This is a genomic window from Candidatus Omnitrophota bacterium (assembly GCA_016209275.1).
Classification (GTDB): Bacteria; Omnitrophota; Gorgyraeia; order Aquiviventales; family Aquiviventaceae; genus JACQWM01.
This window is the reverse complement of the sequence record JACQWM010000020.1, coordinates 1-15,095: the sequence shown is the minus strand read 5'-3', so window position 1 is coordinate 15,095 and position 15,095 is coordinate 1. Positions and strand designations below refer to the sequence as shown.

Annotated in this window: 18 protein-coding genes; all 18 read right to left on the bottom strand. The window is 61.7% G+C overall.

The features are described from left to right. Positions 1 to 5 precede the first annotated feature (5 nt). Entirely contained in the window at positions 6 to 401 is a 396-nt protein-coding gene (gene gcvH, locus HY737_03135; GenBank protein MBI4597380.1) for a glycine cleavage system protein GcvH, read from the bottom strand. Position 402: 1 nt separating this feature from the next. Then, positions 403 to 1,560 carry a glycine cleavage system aminomethyltransferase GcvT gene (gene gcvT / locus HY737_03130; GenBank protein ID MBI4597379.1) on the bottom strand — a complete coding sequence of 386 codons (1,158 nt, stop codon included), beginning with the start codon at positions 1,558 to 1,560 and terminating at the stop codon, positions 403 to 405. Further along, positions 1,557 to 2,468, bottom strand: a complete 912-nt coding sequence (locus HY737_03125; protein ID MBI4597378.1) for a methylenetetrahydrofolate reductase — start codon at positions 2,466 to 2,468, stop codon at positions 1,557 to 1,559. Before HY737_03125 ends, gcvT begins: the two co-directional genes overlap by 4 nt. Before the next feature lie 22 nt (positions 2,469 to 2,490). Beyond that, a complete protein-coding gene (locus tag HY737_03120; GenBank protein ID MBI4597377.1) occupies positions 2,491 to 3,375 on the bottom strand; it encodes a bifunctional 5,10-methylenetetrahydrofolate dehydrogenase/5,10-methenyltetrahydrofolate cyclohydrolase in 885 nt (294 codons plus the stop codon). Further along, the gene (locus tag HY737_03115; protein MBI4597376.1) at positions 3,372 to 3,860 is read right to left on the bottom strand and encodes a cyclodeaminase/cyclohydrolase family protein; all 489 of its coding nucleotides are present in this window, start codon (positions 3,858 to 3,860) and stop codon (positions 3,372 to 3,374) included. Before HY737_03115 ends, HY737_03120 begins: the two co-directional genes overlap by 4 nt. An 82-nt stretch (positions 3,861 to 3,942) precedes the next feature. After that, the gene (locus HY737_03110; protein MBI4597375.1) at positions 3,943 to 4,317 is read right to left on the bottom strand and encodes a YraN family protein; all 375 of its coding nucleotides are present in this window, start codon (positions 4,315 to 4,317) and stop codon (positions 3,943 to 3,945) included. Beyond that, on the bottom strand, positions 4,310 to 4,864 hold the full coding sequence (locus HY737_03105; protein ID MBI4597374.1) for a ribonuclease HII: 555 nt from the start codon (positions 4,862 to 4,864) through the stop codon (positions 4,310 to 4,312). The genes HY737_03110 and HY737_03105 overlap by 8 nt, the downstream gene beginning before the upstream one ends. Before the next feature lie 23 nt (positions 4,865 to 4,887). Beyond that, on the bottom strand, positions 4,888 to 5,319 hold the full coding sequence (gene rplS, locus HY737_03100; protein MBI4597373.1) for a 50S ribosomal protein L19: 432 nt from the start codon (positions 5,317 to 5,319) through the stop codon (positions 4,888 to 4,890). Between the two features lie 23 nt (positions 5,320 to 5,342). Further along, on the bottom strand, positions 5,343 to 6,080 hold the full coding sequence (trmD, locus tag HY737_03095) for a tRNA (guanosine(37)-N1)-methyltransferase TrmD (protein ID MBI4597372.1): 738 nt from the start codon (positions 6,078 to 6,080) through the stop codon (positions 5,343 to 5,345). Between the two features lie 3 nt (positions 6,081 to 6,083). Then, on the bottom strand, positions 6,084 to 6,344 hold the full coding sequence (gene rpsP, locus HY737_03090; protein ID MBI4597371.1) for a 30S ribosomal protein S16: 261 nt from the start codon (positions 6,342 to 6,344) through the stop codon (positions 6,084 to 6,086). Beyond that, positions 6,345 to 7,613 (bottom strand): UDP-N-acetylglucosamine 1-carboxyvinyltransferase, encoded by a 1,269-nt coding sequence (gene murA, locus HY737_03085; GenBank protein MBI4597370.1) that lies wholly within the window; start codon positions 7,611 to 7,613, stop codon positions 6,345 to 6,347. It lies immediately after the preceding gene. Then, positions 7,610 to 8,479 carry a peptide chain release factor N(5)-glutamine methyltransferase gene (prmC, locus tag HY737_03080; GenBank protein ID MBI4597369.1) on the bottom strand — a complete coding sequence of 290 codons (870 nt, stop codon included), beginning with the start codon at positions 8,477 to 8,479 and terminating at the stop codon, positions 7,610 to 7,612. The genes murA and prmC overlap by 4 nt, the downstream gene beginning before the upstream one ends. Continuing rightward, positions 8,451 to 9,518 (bottom strand): peptide chain release factor 1, encoded by a 1,068-nt coding sequence (gene prfA / locus HY737_03075; GenBank protein MBI4597368.1) that lies wholly within the window; start codon positions 9,516 to 9,518, stop codon positions 8,451 to 8,453. Before prfA ends, prmC begins: the two co-directional genes overlap by 29 nt. 47 nt (positions 9,519 to 9,565) lie before the next feature. Continuing rightward, positions 9,566 to 9,778 carry a 50S ribosomal protein L31 gene (gene rpmE, locus HY737_03070; protein MBI4597367.1) on the bottom strand — a complete coding sequence of 71 codons (213 nt, stop codon included), beginning with the start codon at positions 9,776 to 9,778 and terminating at the stop codon, positions 9,566 to 9,568. Between the two features lie 16 nt (positions 9,779 to 9,794). Continuing rightward, positions 9,795 to 11,087 (bottom strand): transcription termination factor Rho, encoded by a 1,293-nt coding sequence (gene rho, locus HY737_03065; protein MBI4597366.1) that lies wholly within the window; start codon positions 11,085 to 11,087, stop codon positions 9,795 to 9,797. After that, the gene (locus tag HY737_03060) at positions 11,051 to 11,662 is read right to left on the bottom strand and encodes a dephospho-CoA kinase (GenBank protein MBI4597365.1); all 612 of its coding nucleotides are present in this window, start codon (positions 11,660 to 11,662) and stop codon (positions 11,051 to 11,053) included. The genes rho and HY737_03060 overlap by 37 nt, the downstream gene beginning before the upstream one ends. Beyond that, entirely contained in the window at positions 11,659 to 14,259 is a 2,601-nt protein-coding gene (gene polA, locus HY737_03055; protein MBI4597364.1) for a DNA polymerase I, read from the bottom strand. The genes HY737_03060 and polA overlap by 4 nt, the downstream gene beginning before the upstream one ends. 69 nt (positions 14,260 to 14,328) lie before the next feature. Continuing rightward, complete coding sequence (locus HY737_03050) at positions 14,329 to 14,931, bottom strand: tetratricopeptide repeat protein (GenBank protein MBI4597363.1); 603 nt, start codon at positions 14,929 to 14,931, stop codon at positions 14,329 to 14,331. Positions 14,932 to 15,095: the final 164 nt, after the last annotated feature.

Genomic DNA, 15,095 nt, shown 5'->3' with positions numbered 1-15,095 from the left:
CACGTTCAGTGTCCGGGTGTTGGCGTCTGGAGTTGCTGCTCATACGCCTGAGCCGACAACAGCGAGGAGAGCTCTGCCGGGTTGCTGGGAGCCACCGCAAAGAGCCAGCCGGCCCCATAGCAATCCTGGTTGACCGCCTGAGGCGACTTGGCGAGCGCGCCATTAGCGCGGCTGATCACTCCTGAAACCGGCGCGTAAATATCGAAGGCCGCTTTCACCGATTCGATGACCGCAGCCGGCTCGCCCTGTTTGACGACCTTTCCGACGTTCGGCAACTCGATAAACACCACGTCGCGCAACTCTTCCTGGGCATGGGACGTAATGCCAACGGCAACGTCCGTGCCCTCTTGCCGCGCCCACTCGTGGGTTTTGGTATACCGAAGTTCAGCGGGAATATTCATCTCACGATAGCCTCTCCAATAGATGCGTTCCACTCGATGGTGCCGGTGATGAGACCGCCGAAGGTTTGCGCTCCGGCTTCCAAAACGGCAGTTTCACGATGGCGGCCGCGTAGCGTTGCGCTCGCACCGTGAGGCCCAAGGGCGCTCCGACCGCGGCCGACGCCGGCTCCACGTAGCCCATGCCGACCGGCTGATTCAGCATCGGGCTAAACGTGCCGCTGGTGACCGCGCCGATGCGCCGATGATCCGCGCCAGGGGCCGTCAGCTCCATCCCTGTCCTGGGCACCGGGCCTTGCGGCAACACAAACCCCACAAACTTTCGCGTCACCCCTTGCGCCCGCTGGCGCAGGAGCGTGTCCTTGCCGATAAAGTTCGGCTTGCCGAGGGCGACGGTCCAATCCAATCCGACTTCCCACGGGGTCGTCGCCGCATCCATGTCCGCGCCATACAAACGCAGACCGGCTTCCACTCGGAGGGTATCTCGCGCCCCCAGTCCGACGGGATGGGCATCCTGCGGTTTGCCGGCGGCCAACGTGGCCTCCCACAGCCGACCGGCATGCCGATTCGGAAGGAACAGCTCAAACCCATCGCTGCCGGTGTAGCCGGTGCGGGCGATGCAGGCGTCGGGCCCGATGGTTCTGATTGGCGCGATTTCAAACCGGCCAAGGCCGGCCACTTTGGCGTCGATCAGCGTCTCGAGCACGCGCGAGGCCAGCGGCCCTTGGATCGCCAGAATGGCCCTCTCCTCGCTGATATTGGTGACGGTCGTGTTCCCTTGGCGATGCGCGCGCAGCCACTCCACATCGATCGCCCGGTTGCCGCAGTTCACGATGACGAGGAATTCCTCCTCACCCAGGCGGTAGATGATCAGATCATCGATGATGCCGCCGCGCTCATTGAGCATGAGCGTATAACACGCGCGGTTCAACCCGACCTGGGAAAAATCGCTCACCATCAGATGATTCAGGGTCCGCGTCGCGTCCGGGCCGGTGACGAGTACTTGGCCCATGTGGGAGATGTCAAAGATGCCAAGCGCTTGGCGCACGGCGCGATGCTCATCGAGGATGCTGGTGTAATACAACGGCATCTCCCAGCCGTGGAAGTCCGTCATCTTCGCGCCCAAAGCGCGGTGTTTCTCGTTGAGAGCAGTTTTATTCATCGGCGTGTGCTCGTGTCAGCTCCTTTGACTTCCTTGAGGATCTCAGGCACCAACGCTTCCCAGCCCAGCGCGTAGACGTGGATCCCATCCGCCACCTCCCGCACCGCGCGGATCAGCTCCGTCGTCACCGCGACGCACTCGGCTTTTGCATCGTTGGTCTGCTCAAAGCGGGCGATGAGATCATCCGGGACGCGGATCCCCCAGACATGCTCATTCATGTACCGAGCCATCTTGGCGGACTTGACCAGGAGGATGCCGGCGAGGACGGGCTTTCCAAACGGCTTGACGCGCTCCATGAACGCGCGAAGCGTAGGCGGGTCAAACACCGCCTGCGTCTGGAAAAATTCAGCGCCCCCATCGATCTTCGCCTGAAACTTTTGGGTTTCCACCTCAAGGTCTTTCGCCCCTGGATCCGCCGCCGCCCCGATGCAAAATGCTGGAGCGCCAGCGAGGTCCTTGCCGGCCATATCCTTGCCCTGCGTGAGCCTCTTGGCCGCCTGCATCAGGGCCGCGGAGTTGATGTCAAAGACCGGTTTGGCCTCCGGATGGTCGCCGGCTTTCGGGTCATCGCCGGTCAGCAGCAGCAGATTGCGGATGCTCAAGATCGACGCGCCCAGCAAATCCGCCTGGAGGGCGAGGCGATTGCGGTCGCGGCAGGTCATCTGCAAGATGGGATCAGCCCCCGCATCCAGCACCGCCTTGGCCACGGCCAGCGGACACGCCCGCATGATCGCGCCAGAGCCGTCCGTCACATTGATGGCATCGACCTGCCCCTTCACTAGCCCAACCGCCTTCATGATCTCCGAAAGGTCAGTGCCTTTCGGCGGGTTGACTTCCATGGTCACCAAGAACTTCTTCCCGAGCTTCCGCTCAAAGCGCTCCGTTTCAGGCAAATTTATCTGTGTCATCATCTTTTAGCAATCTGTGTAATCAAACACCATTCCTTTGTTGTAGCTTAAAGGCTTCAACCGTGTTCTTCATGACCATCATGACCGTCACCGGCCCCACCCCGCCGGGCACCGGGGTGATGAAGGCGGCGCGCGTTTTGGCCGCCTCGAACTCCACATCGCCCACCACGCGGCCGCCCACCACATTGATGCCCACATCGATCACGATGGCCCCAGGCTTAATCCAAGCCCCTCTGATGAACTGCGGCCTGCCGATGGCGACGACCAGCACATCGGCCCGCCGCACATGCTCCTCAAGCCGTCCGGCCTTATCGGTGCCGATGTGACAAATCGTCGTGGTGGCAAGGGTATCCAGCAGCAGCATGCTGACCGGACGTCCGACAATTTCGCTATGCCCCACCACGACCGCTTCTTTGCCGGCCAGATCAACCTGTGTCGACTCGATGAGCTCCATGACCGCCAGCGCGGTGCAGGAGCCGATGCGGGCTTTGGCGAAGAATCGCCGCGCCGAGTTCTGCGGATGGATGCCCTCGATGTCTTTCGTCGGGTCGATCAGCGAGGAAATCCGCTGCGCATCCACGTGCTCCGGCAGCGGTTGATGCACGAAAATGCCGTGCACCTTGGGGTCCTGGTTCCACGCATGAATGATGCGTTCCACGTCTTCAGGACGCACGTGCGGGTCGCACTCATGGCTGCCGACGGTTTCGATGGCGAGTCTGGCGGCCGTGCGCTCTTGCGCCTGCCAATACAGTGTTGAGGCTTGGGAGTTGAAATGGAGGACGCGTAACTGCGGTCTCGGCATACTTCGAAGCGGAATCAGCTCGCTCAGCTCTTCCCGCAGCTGCGTGAACATGCGCTCAGCGATAGGTTTTCCCTCTAACTCGATTGCGGCCATTGCTCCGATCATCTCCGAAGCCGTCGTCGGATCCTCAGCGCATAGGCGCGATCGTTGAGCCACGCCAGGTTGGCGTTGATAAACCCTTGCGCTCCGGCTTGCCCCGCCTCCGCGAGTGCCATGGCGCAACGCACATCTGATTGAAGCCGCGGCGCAATCGTCCGTTGGATCTTGCGGCCAAGCGCACGAACCGCTTGCGCGTCCTCATAGACGCGGCACGGGACCTCAACCGCCGCTCTCAGGGCTTGCCGAAACGTTCCGCGCCGTCCGGTGCGGCAAGCGGCAATGACGCCGGCGAAGACGGCGGCATCGCGCTCCGCGAGCCAAAGGCTTCGCTGCCGAATCTGTTTCAGGCGTTTCCGATCGGCGGGATGGTGCGCGAGCTTCTCCAGTAGGGCGGCGGAAAGACCCACGCCGAGCGCGGCAGCGGTTCCCCCTCCATACCAGGATCCCTGTTGGGCCACCTGACCGAGGAATTTCGACAACGGAACGTGCAACGTAACCTCGTTAGATGAATACGGATACGGAAACACTTATTATAGGGGAAATCTGCGGCGGATTCAACGCGATCGAGCGTCGTCAACTGGCATCAAAGGCGCCGCGGATCAGCTCGACTGAAGGCTCCTCAGCGCCGCGCCAGCCAATGGCGATGACGTCAAATCGGCACTGCGGCGGCCACTGCGGCAGGCGGTTCAGATACCAGGCGGCGGCGCGGATGAGCCGGCGCTGTTTGGGCGAGGTGACCGATGCCAGCGGCCCACCCCACTGTTCCGAGGACGCCGAGCGCACTTCAACGAAGCAGAGTGTTGCGCCCTCGCGAGCCAGGATGTCGATTTCCCCGACGGGAAACTGAATGTTCGTCTCTTCGATCTGATAGCCCTGCGCGCGGAGGTGCGCCGCCGCGATTCGCTCACCCCGACGGCCTAACCGTTGGCGAAACGTGCTTCTACTCATCGAGGACGGGGTGGAACGTGCGCCGGTGGAAGATCGACGGCCCATGCTGTTTCAAATTGGCGGCGTGCAGGCTCGTCCCGTAGCCTTTATGGCGAGCAAACGCATACTGCGGAGCCAGCTCGTGATACAACCCCATCAGGTCGTCACGCACGACTTTCGCGACGATGGAGGCGCAGCTAATCACATACTCGCGCTGATCGCCATGGATGATCGGCCGGCATGGAAGGCCAATCGGCGGAGCGAGATGGCCGTCGACGAGGACGAGATCCGGCCGCTGAGGCAATCGCTCGAGGGCGTATTGCATCGCCATGAATGTCGCCTGCAGGATGTTGATTCGGTCGATCTCAGCGGCCGGCACGATGCCTACTCCGATGTCAGCCTGCTCAAGAATCGCGGCATAGGCCACGGCACGCTGGTGGGCGGTTAACCGTTTGGAATCATCGATGCGGACGGGCAGGCGTGGAACGTGAAGGATGACTGCAGCGGCCACGACCGGTCCGGCCCAAGGGCCTCGGCCGGCTTCATCAACCCCAGCAACAACGCCCATCGAAGCCGTAAGCCGATCACCGGTTACGTGGTCGTGGTGCTCTTTTCTGCGACAACAGCAGCGGATTCAGCCGCCTTGTTCGATTCAGAAGCCGCGCGGACGGCCTTCGTCGCCATCGCGTCAGTGGATTCCACCCGCACCTTGCCGATCTTCGTCCGCAGGTAGTAGAGCGTGGCGCGCTTAAGATGTCCGTGCCGCAGCACATCGATCTTCGCCACGGTTTTTGAGTCAACGGGAAAGACGCGCTCCACCCCCTCGCCGAAGGTCACGCGCCTGACCGTGTACGTCCTCGACGCCCGCGCGCCTCGCGTGCGGATCACCGTGCCTTCAAACTGCCCCAGGCGTTCCTTGCCCTGCTCTAAAATGCGGTACCAGACGCGCACCTCATCGCCAGGGTGCAAGCCCGCCGCCGTGTTCTCTTTCGGCGTGCCGTGAATCCATTGCAACCATTCCATCTTACCCCTCCATTGATAATGGATTACAGTGATTTTGCAGAGCGATTACATTGATGACTCGTGATCATTTCAGGGCGCACAGCCAGGGTCTGCGCGGTGGCCTGGGCTTTTCGCCAGCGCGCCACAGCCTCATGATCCCCGCTTAAGAGTTCCTCTGGGACCGTCATGCCGCGGTACGTCGGTGGTCGGGTATAGTGGGGATATTCCAGCCATCCTTCCGCAAACGATTCCTCCTCGGTGGCCTGGGCATGGCCGAGGACGCCGGGGATGAACCGCGCCAGGGCATCGATCGCCACCATCGCCGGCAGCTCGCCGCCGGTCAGCACATAATCCCCAATGGACAGGGTCCGATCCGCCAAGCCGATCCTCACCCGCTCATCCACCCCTTCATACCGGCCGCAAATCAAGAGCACGTGTGTTAGCGCCGCCAGCGCCTTCGCCAGGCCGGCCGAGAGCGGCTCGCCCTTCGGGCTCAACAGAATCGTTTCACACGTCCTCGGCTGCCGGATTCGATGCGCCTCGCAGCCCCGCTTGGCTCGGAGAGCCTCGACCGCTTCAAAGATGGGCTCCGGCTTCATCACCATGCCAGGGCCTCCGCCATACGGCCGATCATCCACGGTGCGCCGCTGATCATGCGTATAGTCGCGAAGATTGTGCACCTGGATATCGACGATGCCGCTGTCCTGAGCTCGCTTCAAGATCGAAGCATTCAGCACCGGCGGAAACATCTCCGGAAATATGGTCACCACATCAATCTGCATCGGTTAGTGTTTGAGCGCCGCGACAGAAATCTTTTTGAACCGTTTGATGAGATGCGCGGTCGCTTCGGAGACCTGCGCGCCGGAAGAAATCCAAAAGGCCAGGCGCGACTCATCCAAGGAAAAGTGCGGTTCCTTGAATGACGGATCATAATACCCCAACGTTTCCAGGATCCGGCCGCCTTGGGAGCGGGTCCGTTCTGTCGCCACAATGCGATGATGCGGCTTCTTTTTCGTCCCCCGACGCTCTAAACGAACCACCACCATCTAGGACTCCTTTCGCTGAATTTTTGCCCCTAATCGGCAGAGTTGTTCTTCGAAATCTTGATAGCCGCGCTCCAAATGCTCCACCCCGGTCAGCTCGGTTTCATGATCCGCCGCCAAGCCCGCTAAGACGAGGGCGGCAGCGGCTCGCAGATCAGATCCGGCGACCGGAGCACCCGAGAGCCGATCCACCCCTTTGACGATCGCGCTGACCCCTTCCTTCGTAATCGAGGCTCCCATGCGGTTGAGCTCCGCGATGTGCATGAATCGCTCCGGATACACTTTTTCGGTCAAGATGCTCACCCCGCGGGCCACGGCGAGCAGCGCCATCATCTGGGCTTGCATGTCCGTCGGAAATCCTGGAAACGGCATCGTGGTGACATCAACGGCCTGCAACGGTTGATGGCGATTGCGTTGCACCCGCACGGACCCGTTCGACGCGTCAATATGGACGTTCGCCTCCGCGAGCTTATCAATGATGGCCGAGAGATGGTCGGCGCGAGCTCCCTCAACCGTGACATCGCCGCCGAGGAGTGCTCCGGCGATCATCCACGTGCCGGCTTCAATGCGGTCAGGAATAATCTGATAGTGAACTCCGTGGAGCCGCTCAACGCCTTCAATGCGGATCACCGGGCCTCCATGGCCGTCGATATGCGCCCCCATCGCGATGAGAAAATTGGCTAAATCGGCCACCTCAGGCTCGCAGGCCGCCTGCTCGATGGCGGTCACCCCTTTGGCGAGCGTCGCCGCCATCATGACATTCCCGGTGGCCAAGACCGAGGAGCCAAATGCGCCTGCGAGGTGAACTTTCGCCCCCGTCAGCCTAGCCGCGGCCGCGATCACATCCCCGTGCTCAATGGTCAAGGTGGCTCCCAAGCTCTGCAGCCCCTTGAGATGCAAATCAATGGGACGAGGCCCAATCACGCAGCCGCCTGGCATCGAAACCTGCGCCTTGCTTTGCTTGGCGAGGAGCGGGCCCAGCACGCAGATGGAGGCCCGCATCCGAGAGACCAGCTCATAGGGGGCCGTCGTTCCGGCATAGCGGCCCGGCGCAACCGTCAGACGCCGGCCCTCAAGGGTGACCGAGACGCCAAGATGCCGGAGGATCTCCATCATGGAGATGACATCCGTCACCTGCGGCACGTTGTCAATGACCGATGGCTCTTCCGTCAACAGGCATGCGGCCATGATCGGCAGCACCGCGTTCTTCGCGCCGTTGACGGTGACGGTCCCCTGGAGGGGACCGCTGTGTTGAATGAGAAGTTTTTTCAAGGTGACGGGCGCGCCGTGATCACCAGCCCGCGCGGACGTTGGGCTACATCGGTTACAGCGCGACACTGCGCAACCCACGGGGCTGCCGCTGCTTGCGCCATCAAGAGATCGACCTGGTCTTCCCCGCACTCAACGACCACGACCCCGCCTGGCTCAAGCAGGGCCTGGGACGCCGACAACAACCGCCGCACATGCGTCATGCCATCGGGGCCGCCATCGAGGCTCTCACGAGGTTCCTGCCGAACATCCACCGGCAGCCGCGTGAGATCGTCCGTCGGCACGTACGGCGGGTTGGCGATAATGCCATCGAACCGCGCTTCGGCTAACGGCCGCTCCCAATGCCCTTGAATCAGCGCCACGCGGTCGCCGACCCCATGGCGCTGGATATTCTCTCGGGCGATAGCCAAAGCGCTCCATGATACCTCAATTCCGACGAGACGACAAGTCGGAAGCTCGCACGCGATGGTCACCGCCAGGCACCCGCTGCCCACGCCGAACTCCAGGAACCGCAAGGGCCTTAGGCGGTTGCGGTGTAGAGCGCGAAACGCCTCAAGGGCCGCGTGGGCGATGGCCTCGGTTTCCGGGCGGGGGATGAACACGCCAGGACCCACGCGGAATGGCCGTCCGAAAAATTCTGCGGTCCCCAGCGCATATTGCAGCGGCGCGCCTTGGGCCCGTGCCTCGATAATGGACCAAAACCGCTCCGCCTCGCCCGCGGTCACCGGTGTGGCGCGCAGATACAGCTCCAGCGGCGGCAACCCCACGACATGGCCTAGGACCCACTCGGCTTCGCGCCGGGCCAGCCCCCTCCCCGAACGCGCAAGGCGGCGGCTCGCGTCAGCGATCAAGCGATTTGGCTCGTTCATCCGCCGCCAGCGCATCAATCAGCTCCTGCATCTGCCCTTCCATGATCGCGTCGAGTTGATGAAGGGTCAGGCCGATGCGATGGTCGGTGACCCGACGATCAGGAAAATTATACGTGCGGATTTTTTCGCTGCGCTCCGCACCCCCGACCTGCCGGCGGCGATCAGAGGCGATCTGCTGCTGCTTCTCGCGCTGCAGCTGATCCAGCAGCCGCGCGCGCAGCACCCGCATTGCCTTGTCCTTGTTGCGCAGCTGGCTGCGCTCATCCTGGCACGTCACGACCAAGCCGGTGGGGATATGCCGGATACGCACCGCCGAATCCGTGGTGTTGACGCCCTGCCCTCCGGGACCGGAGGAGCGGTACACATCGATCTGCAGATCTTTGGCGGGAATCGGCGGCAGCTCCACCTCTTCAGGCTCGAGCAAGACCGCGACGGTCACCGTCGAGGTATGGATCCGCCCTTGGGCTTCGGTCTGCGGGACCCGCTGCACGCGATGCACGCCGCTCTCATACTTAAACGCCTGCAGGGCCCCCGGGCCGTTGACGGCAAAGGCGATGTCTTTCAGCCCGCCGGACTCGGTGCGGTCGGCTTGCATCGGCTCGACGGTCAATCCTCGCATGGCGGCGTACTTGGTGTACGTCCGGTACAAATCGCTGACAAACAAACTGGCTTCCTGGCCGCCGGTGCCCGCACGGATTTCGATGATCAGCGGGCGATCAGGAATCTCCGTGCGCGAAACCCACAGCCGCTCCAGTTGCTCCAGCAGCCGGAGTTCTTGCTGGCGCAGGAGGGCGGCTTCCTCTTTGGCCATCTCTCGCAACTCCAGATCGCCTTGGGCGTGGAACATCGACTCCGCCTCGGCCGCCTCGCGCTCAACAGACCGGAAGGTGCGGTACGCGCTGACGATCTCGCGCAAGTCCGAGAGCTCCCGGGCGATGTGCTGATACTGCTGCGGATCCTGTTGGTGCATCGAAAAATCCGCCGCCTGATGCTCGAACTCCGCATAGCGGCGCGCCAATCCTTCGAGGTGAGCCAACAGTTGTGGTCGAGGAATCTGCATCTACCGAATGGGCTCAGTGGGGTGGGTTACTTGCCGGCAGTGTTCTTCGTGTATTTCCGCTTGAACTTCTCCACGCGCCCTGCGGTATCGACGAGTTTTTGCGTGCCGGTGAAAAAGGGATGGCAGCCAGCGCAGATTTCGACGTGGATGCTCGGCTTCGTCGACCGCGTGCGGTAGACCGCCCCGCAGGTGCACGTGATCGTGCACTCCACATATTCCGGATGAATTCCATCCTTCATGTTTTACTCCTTCTCGTTATGATTTTTTGGCCATGGTGGCGAGAAACTCTTGATTCGATTTCGTCTTGGACAGACGATCAATCAAGAGCTCCATCGACTGCACCGGATCCATTTCATTGAGCACCTTGCGCAGCACCCAGATTTTCTGCAATTCGTCGTTGGGAATCAAGAGCTCCTCCCGGCGGGTGTTCGAGCGCCGGATGTCGATCGCCGGATAGATCCGCCGCTGGAACAAGTTGCGGTCCAGCGTCAGCTCCATATTGCCCGTGCCCTTAAACTCTTCGAAGATCACCTCATCCATCCGGGAACCGGTGTCGATGATGCAGGTCCCGATAATGGTGAGGCTCCCGCCCTCCTCGGTGCCGCGCGCCGATCCGAAGAACCGTTTCGGCTTATGCAGCGCATTGGCGTCAAGGCCGCCGGTCAAGACGCGGCCGCTGTGGGGCTCGACGGTATTGTAGGCCCGGGCCAAGCGCGTGATACTATCCAGCAGCACGACCACGTCTTTCTTGTGCTCGACCTGCCGCTTGGCTTTTTCCAGCACGATTTCCGCCACCTGGATATGCCGGTCGGCCGGCTCATCGAAGGTGGAGGAAATCACCTCGCCCTTCACCGAGCGCTGCATGTCGGTCACCTCTTCCGGGCGCTCATCGATCAGTAGGACGATGAGCACGACTTCCGGATTGTTGGTGGTGATCGCATTGGCGATTTTCTGCAGCAGCACGGTTTTGCCGCTGTAGGGCGGGGCCACGATCCAGACGCGCTGCCCCTTGCCGATCGGGGAGAGCAAATCCAAAATCCTCGTCGACATTTCCTTCTGGTTGGTCTCGAGCACAAACCGCTGATTCGGATAGATTGGGGTGAGGTTATCAAAGTTCACCTTGACCTTGGAATCTTCCGGGTTCTCGTGGTTGACGGCCTCGACCTTCAGGAGGGCGAAATACCGCTCCCCCTCCTTCGGGGGCCGCACTTGGCCGTTGACGATGTCTCCCGTGCGCAGATCGAACCGGCGGATCTGCGATGGGGAGACGTAAATATCATCCGGACACGGCAGGTAGTTGTAGTTGGGCGACCGGAGAAAGCCGAAGCCATCCGGTAGAATTTCCAGCACCCCGGAGGAAAAAATCAGCCCTTCCTTCTCCGTTTGAGCTGAGAGGACCTTAAAAATCAGGTCCTGTTTCTTCAGGCCCGAGATGCCGTTCACACCCAGATCCCTCGCCACCTTCGTGAGCTCTGAAATTTTCAGGCCCTTGAGCGCGGCGATGTCGAGCTTCACTTGCTGCTGTGTTGCGCTACCAGTCTGTTCCATAGCCGATCCACCTGTGTTCGCGTGCGATCCACGCCGTCTGAGTTTTCCACGACCACATCGGCCAGCGCCGCCTTAGCCGACACATCCCATTGCGCTGCCATCCGCGCATCGATTTCCTCATCAGTCCATCCATGGGCGTTTTTCAATCGTTGCCGTTGGACCTCAGGCCGCGCCGTCACCACGACAAGCGCGTCGACCAGCCCCGATCCTCCCGCCTCAAGCAGCAGCGGAACGTCCACGACCACCGCGTTGACCTTGCATGAGCGCCGCAGGCGTTGAATCTGCTGCTTCATCATCCGGAGCACTTGAGGATGAAGGATCTGCTCCAGGCGTTGGCGCTGCTGCGCATCGCGGAAGACGACGGCGGCGAGTTGCTGGCGGCGGATCGTTTGATCGTCATTCAGCACCCGCTCGCCGAAGGCCTTGACGATCTTCCGCCACGCCAGCTTCTTCGGCTCCATCGCCTCGTGTGAGAGCGCATCCGCATCAAGCACCACCGCGCCTTTCCGCGCCAGCATCTTCGCGACCGTGCTCTTGCCCATCCCGACGCCCCCGGTGACGCCGATGACAATCATTCCACCGGAGTCAGCTCGAGCCAATTGGGTCCGGCGTTCAGAGTCACGGTCAGCGGGACGGTCAGCGTCATGGCGTGCTCCATGGTGTCGCGCACCAACGATCCCAACCTGGCGAGCTCGGCCTGGGGAGCTTCAAAGACCAATTCGTCATGAACCTGCAGCACCATGCGGCTGCGGAAGCCGCCCGCGCGCAGCGCGAGGTCGATCTCCACCATCGCCTGTTTAATCAGGTCTGCGGCGCTGCCTTGGATCGGCGCGTTGATCGCCATGCGCTCGCCAAACTGGCGCATCAGGCCGTCAGGGCTCTTCACCTCCGGAATGTACCGTCGGCGGCCCAGCAGGGTCTGGACAAATCCATCGCGCTTCGCGCATTCGATTTGGCTCTGCAGGTAGTCGCGAACCTTGGGGTACCGTTCGAAATAAGCCTCGATGAACGCTTGCGCTTCCTCGACACCGATGCCTAGCTCCTTGGATAAGCCGTGCGCGGACATCCCGTAGATGATGCCGAAGTTCACCGCCTTCATGGCGCTGCGCTGCTGAGGCTGGACCTCCGCTTCGGAGCACCCGTAGATCAGCGACGCGGTAAATCGGTGGATATCCCGGTGCTGGCGGAACGCCTCCGTCAAATGCGCGTCGCCTGAAAGGTGGGCCAGAATCCGCAGCTCGATCTGGGAATAATCCGCCGCCAGCAGCGCGCCATCCGGGATGCCGGCGATGAAGGCCCGGCGGATGGAGCGGCCCAGCTCGGTTTTGACCGGGATATTCTGGAGATTGGGCTCGCTGCAGGATAACCGGCCGGTCGCCGTGACCGTTTGATTAAACGTCGGATGGATCCGGCCGGTCAGCGGGTCGACGAGCTTCGGCAGCGCCTCGACGTACGTGGACACCAGCTTCGAGAGTTCGCGGAATTGCATCAGCTGCTCCGGCAGCGGATGCTGACCCGCCAAGCGCTGCAGCACGTCGCTGTCGGTCGAGGGCCCGGTCTTCGTCCGCTTGATCACCGGAAGCTGCAGCCGCTCAAAGAGCACGCCGGCGAGCTGCTTCGGAGAATTGAGATTAAAGGTCGTGCCGGCCAGCCGGTAAATCTCTTCTGTCAGCTGGGTCAATTGAGCGTCCATCCTGGCATGGAGCCCGCGCAAATACGTCACGTCAACCGCCACGCCATCCGCTTCCATCCGGGTCAGCACATCGAGCAGCGGCAATTCGAGATCATGGTAGAGGCCGTCGAGATGATGCGCTTGAAGCTTCGATTCCAAGACCGCATGCAATTCTCTGGCGGCAATCGCCCAGCGCCCGAAGGGTTCCTGATCAATACCCGGCGACTTTGGCAGATGGGGCAGCGATTGCTCAAGGAGTTCGTCCGCGACATCGCTGAGCGCTTGGCGTGTGCGCGCGGGATTCAACAGATAGGCCGCGAGCATCGTATCGCCGAGGAGGCCATGGAGTGCGACCCCGCGGGCGGCCAGGGCGCGTTTCGCCGCCTTGGCATCATGGCTGATTTTTTTGGCTTGTGGATCGCTGAGCCAACCGGCCAGCTCGCTGATGTCATCAAGCGGAATCACCCAGGCTTCCGCTGCGGCAGGCGCTAGCGCGATGAAGCCCTCAGCCTCTGGCGTGCTCGGCCACAGCAGGAGGGCCGTCGCTTCGGTGGCGTGAGCCAGCCGCGCCTTCAGCGCGGTCAATTCGTTTGGGCTGGTGACAACATGAATGGTGGCTAACGTGTTGGACATCTGCGTGGGTGCGTGCGCTTCAAGCTCTCGCAGCAGCTTCTTAAATTCCATCTCGCGGAAGATGGCCCGCAGTGCGCGCCAATCAGGCTCCTGGATTTTCAGCGCATCGAGGCTCACGTCCAGCGGGACGTGTTGATCGATCTGGGCCAGCTCGCGGGAGAGTGCGACTTGCTCCCGAGACGCATCCAGCGACTGCCGTAGCACCGGGCTCTCGACCTCCTCCAAGCGCCGATAGAGCTCTTCGAGGCTGCCGAATTGCTGCAGCAGATGCATCGCGGTTTTTTCGCCGATGCCGGGGACCCCGGGAATGTTGTCGATCTCATCGCCCATCAGGGCCATGAGCTCCACCATGCGATCCGGGGCCACGCCATACCGGGCCTCGACCGCGGCGGCGTCCATCACGAGGCCATCCTCTTTATGCGGGTTGTACACTTTAATATGTCCGTTGACCAATTGCAGCGCGTCCTTATCCCCGGTGACGAGGTACGTGTCGATGCCAGCGGCCGCGGTGCGCGTGGCGATCGTCGCCAGCAGATCCTCGGCCTCGAATCCCTCCAGCTCAAAGATCGGCAGGCGATAGGCCGCCAGCAGCCGCTTCACCGCCGGCAGTTGCCCGATCAGCGACTCAGGCATGGGTTTGCGCTGCACCTTATACGCCTCGAATTTCCGATGGCGGAAGGTCGGCTTGCCCGCATCGAACGCCACGGCCGCATAGTCCGGGCGCTGCTTCTCGCGCAGCGCCTTGAGCATCACGACGAACCCGTAGACCGCGTTGGTCGGCCGCCCATCCGCCGTCGACAAGCTGCGGATGGCGTAGAAGGCGCGATAGCAAAACGCCGTGCCGTCGATCAGATAGGCTTTCGGCATCGCACAAAATGCTCACACGCGCTCTATTGGGATCAAACGATGTGGTTCTGGTGAGATGGGTGAATGTGGTTAGGGCCAGTTGCCGTGCGCTTCGGTCACGGCGCGAAATTCCTCAACAGATTGGGCGTGGGCGTTCATCTCGTTGTCGACGATGCGTCGGCGGGTATACACCTGGCCCTTCAGTCCTGGATAATGCGCAAACACCCCCAAGGCGACCAAGCGCTCTTCGGCTCGCGCCGTCCACGGGTCATGAGGCTCCCCAAGCTGGTACCGCTTCATCCAGTGGTAGATCGCTTTTTCTTTCTGCGCCCACCGCTCATACAGCATGGCCAGGTTGGCATGCGCGTCCGGATAGTTGGGATGAATCATGAGTGCTTGCTGATACGCGCTCTCGGCCTCATCGAACCGGCCTTTTTCCTCCAGCAGCACGCCGGCGTCATTCAGCGGGGTGGCATACGAAGGATCAAGGGTGGCGGCTTTTTGGTAGAAACTTAATGCGCTCTCAAGATCGCCGCGCTGCTGGGCCTCATACCCCTGGGCCCGGTATCCCACCGCCTCGTCACGTAATGTGGAGGCGCGAATCGCCGTCGTTGGAACAATCGTGAGGATGGCCAGCCCGGCAATGACGTTGGGCGCGCAGGTGCGGTGCGTCATTCGAAGAGAGTCTAGCATGCTCTTTTGTCTCCGTCAAGCTGAATCCCGCTACTTGTCAACGCAATTTAGAAATGTCCTCGGTCCTGCAAAGTAGAACTGTCCTCTTCGCTGCCAGCGAGACCTGTCCTGTTTCTTAACGCCTTGAGCCGCTGCACGCGCTCGAATTGTCGCCAGGGATGATC

What these genes read in the sequence shown, in the direction of transcription:
- HY737_03050 (MBI4597363.1), bottom strand. Translation starts at nt 14,931, where the DNA reads ATGCTAGACTCTCTTCGAATGACGCACCGCACCTGCGCGCCCAACGTC.
- rpmE (MBI4597367.1), bottom strand. Translation starts at nt 9,778, where the DNA reads ATGAAGGATGGAATTCATCCGGAATATGTGGAGTGCACGATCACGTGC.
- HY737_03120 (MBI4597377.1), bottom strand. Translation starts at nt 3,375, where the DNA reads ATGATCGGAGCAATGGCCGCAATCGAGTTAGAGGGAAAACCTATCGCT.
- rho (MBI4597366.1), bottom strand. Translation starts at nt 11,087, where the DNA reads ATGGAACAGACTGGTAGCGCAACACAGCAGCAAGTGAAGCTCGACATC.
- HY737_03060 (MBI4597365.1), bottom strand. Translation starts at nt 11,662, where the DNA reads ATGATTGTCATCGGCGTCACCGGGGGCGTCGGGATGGGCAAGAGCACG.
- HY737_03105 (MBI4597374.1), bottom strand. Translation starts at nt 4,864, where the DNA reads ATGGGCGTTGTTGCTGGGGTTGATGAAGCCGGCCGAGGCCCTTGGGCC.
- HY737_03110 (MBI4597375.1), bottom strand. Translation starts at nt 4,317, where the DNA reads ATGAGTAGAAGCACGTTTCGCCAACGGTTAGGCCGTCGGGGTGAGCGA.
- rpsP (MBI4597371.1), bottom strand. Translation starts at nt 6,344, where the DNA reads ATGGTGGTGGTTCGTTTAGAGCGTCGGGGGACGAAAAAGAAGCCGCAT.
- polA (MBI4597364.1), bottom strand. Translation starts at nt 14,259, where the DNA reads ATGCCGAAAGCCTATCTGATCGACGGCACGGCGTTTTGCTATCGCGCC.
- prmC (MBI4597369.1), bottom strand. Translation starts at nt 8,479, where the DNA reads ATGAACGAGCCAAATCGCTTGATCGCTGACGCGAGCCGCCGCCTTGCG.
- gcvT (MBI4597379.1), bottom strand. Translation starts at nt 1,560, where the DNA reads ATGAATAAAACTGCTCTCAACGAGAAACACCGCGCTTTGGGCGCGAAG.
- trmD (MBI4597372.1), bottom strand. Translation starts at nt 6,080, where the DNA reads ATGCAGATTGATGTGGTGACCATATTTCCGGAGATGTTTCCGCCGGTG.
- rplS (MBI4597373.1), bottom strand. Translation starts at nt 5,319, where the DNA reads ATGGAATGGTTGCAATGGATTCACGGCACGCCGAAAGAGAACACGGCG.
- gcvH (MBI4597380.1), bottom strand. Translation starts at nt 401, where the DNA reads ATGAATATTCCCGCTGAACTTCGGTATACCAAAACCCACGAGTGGGCG.
- HY737_03125 (MBI4597378.1), bottom strand. Translation starts at nt 2,468, where the DNA reads ATGACACAGATAAATTTGCCTGAAACGGAGCGCTTTGAGCGGAAGCTC.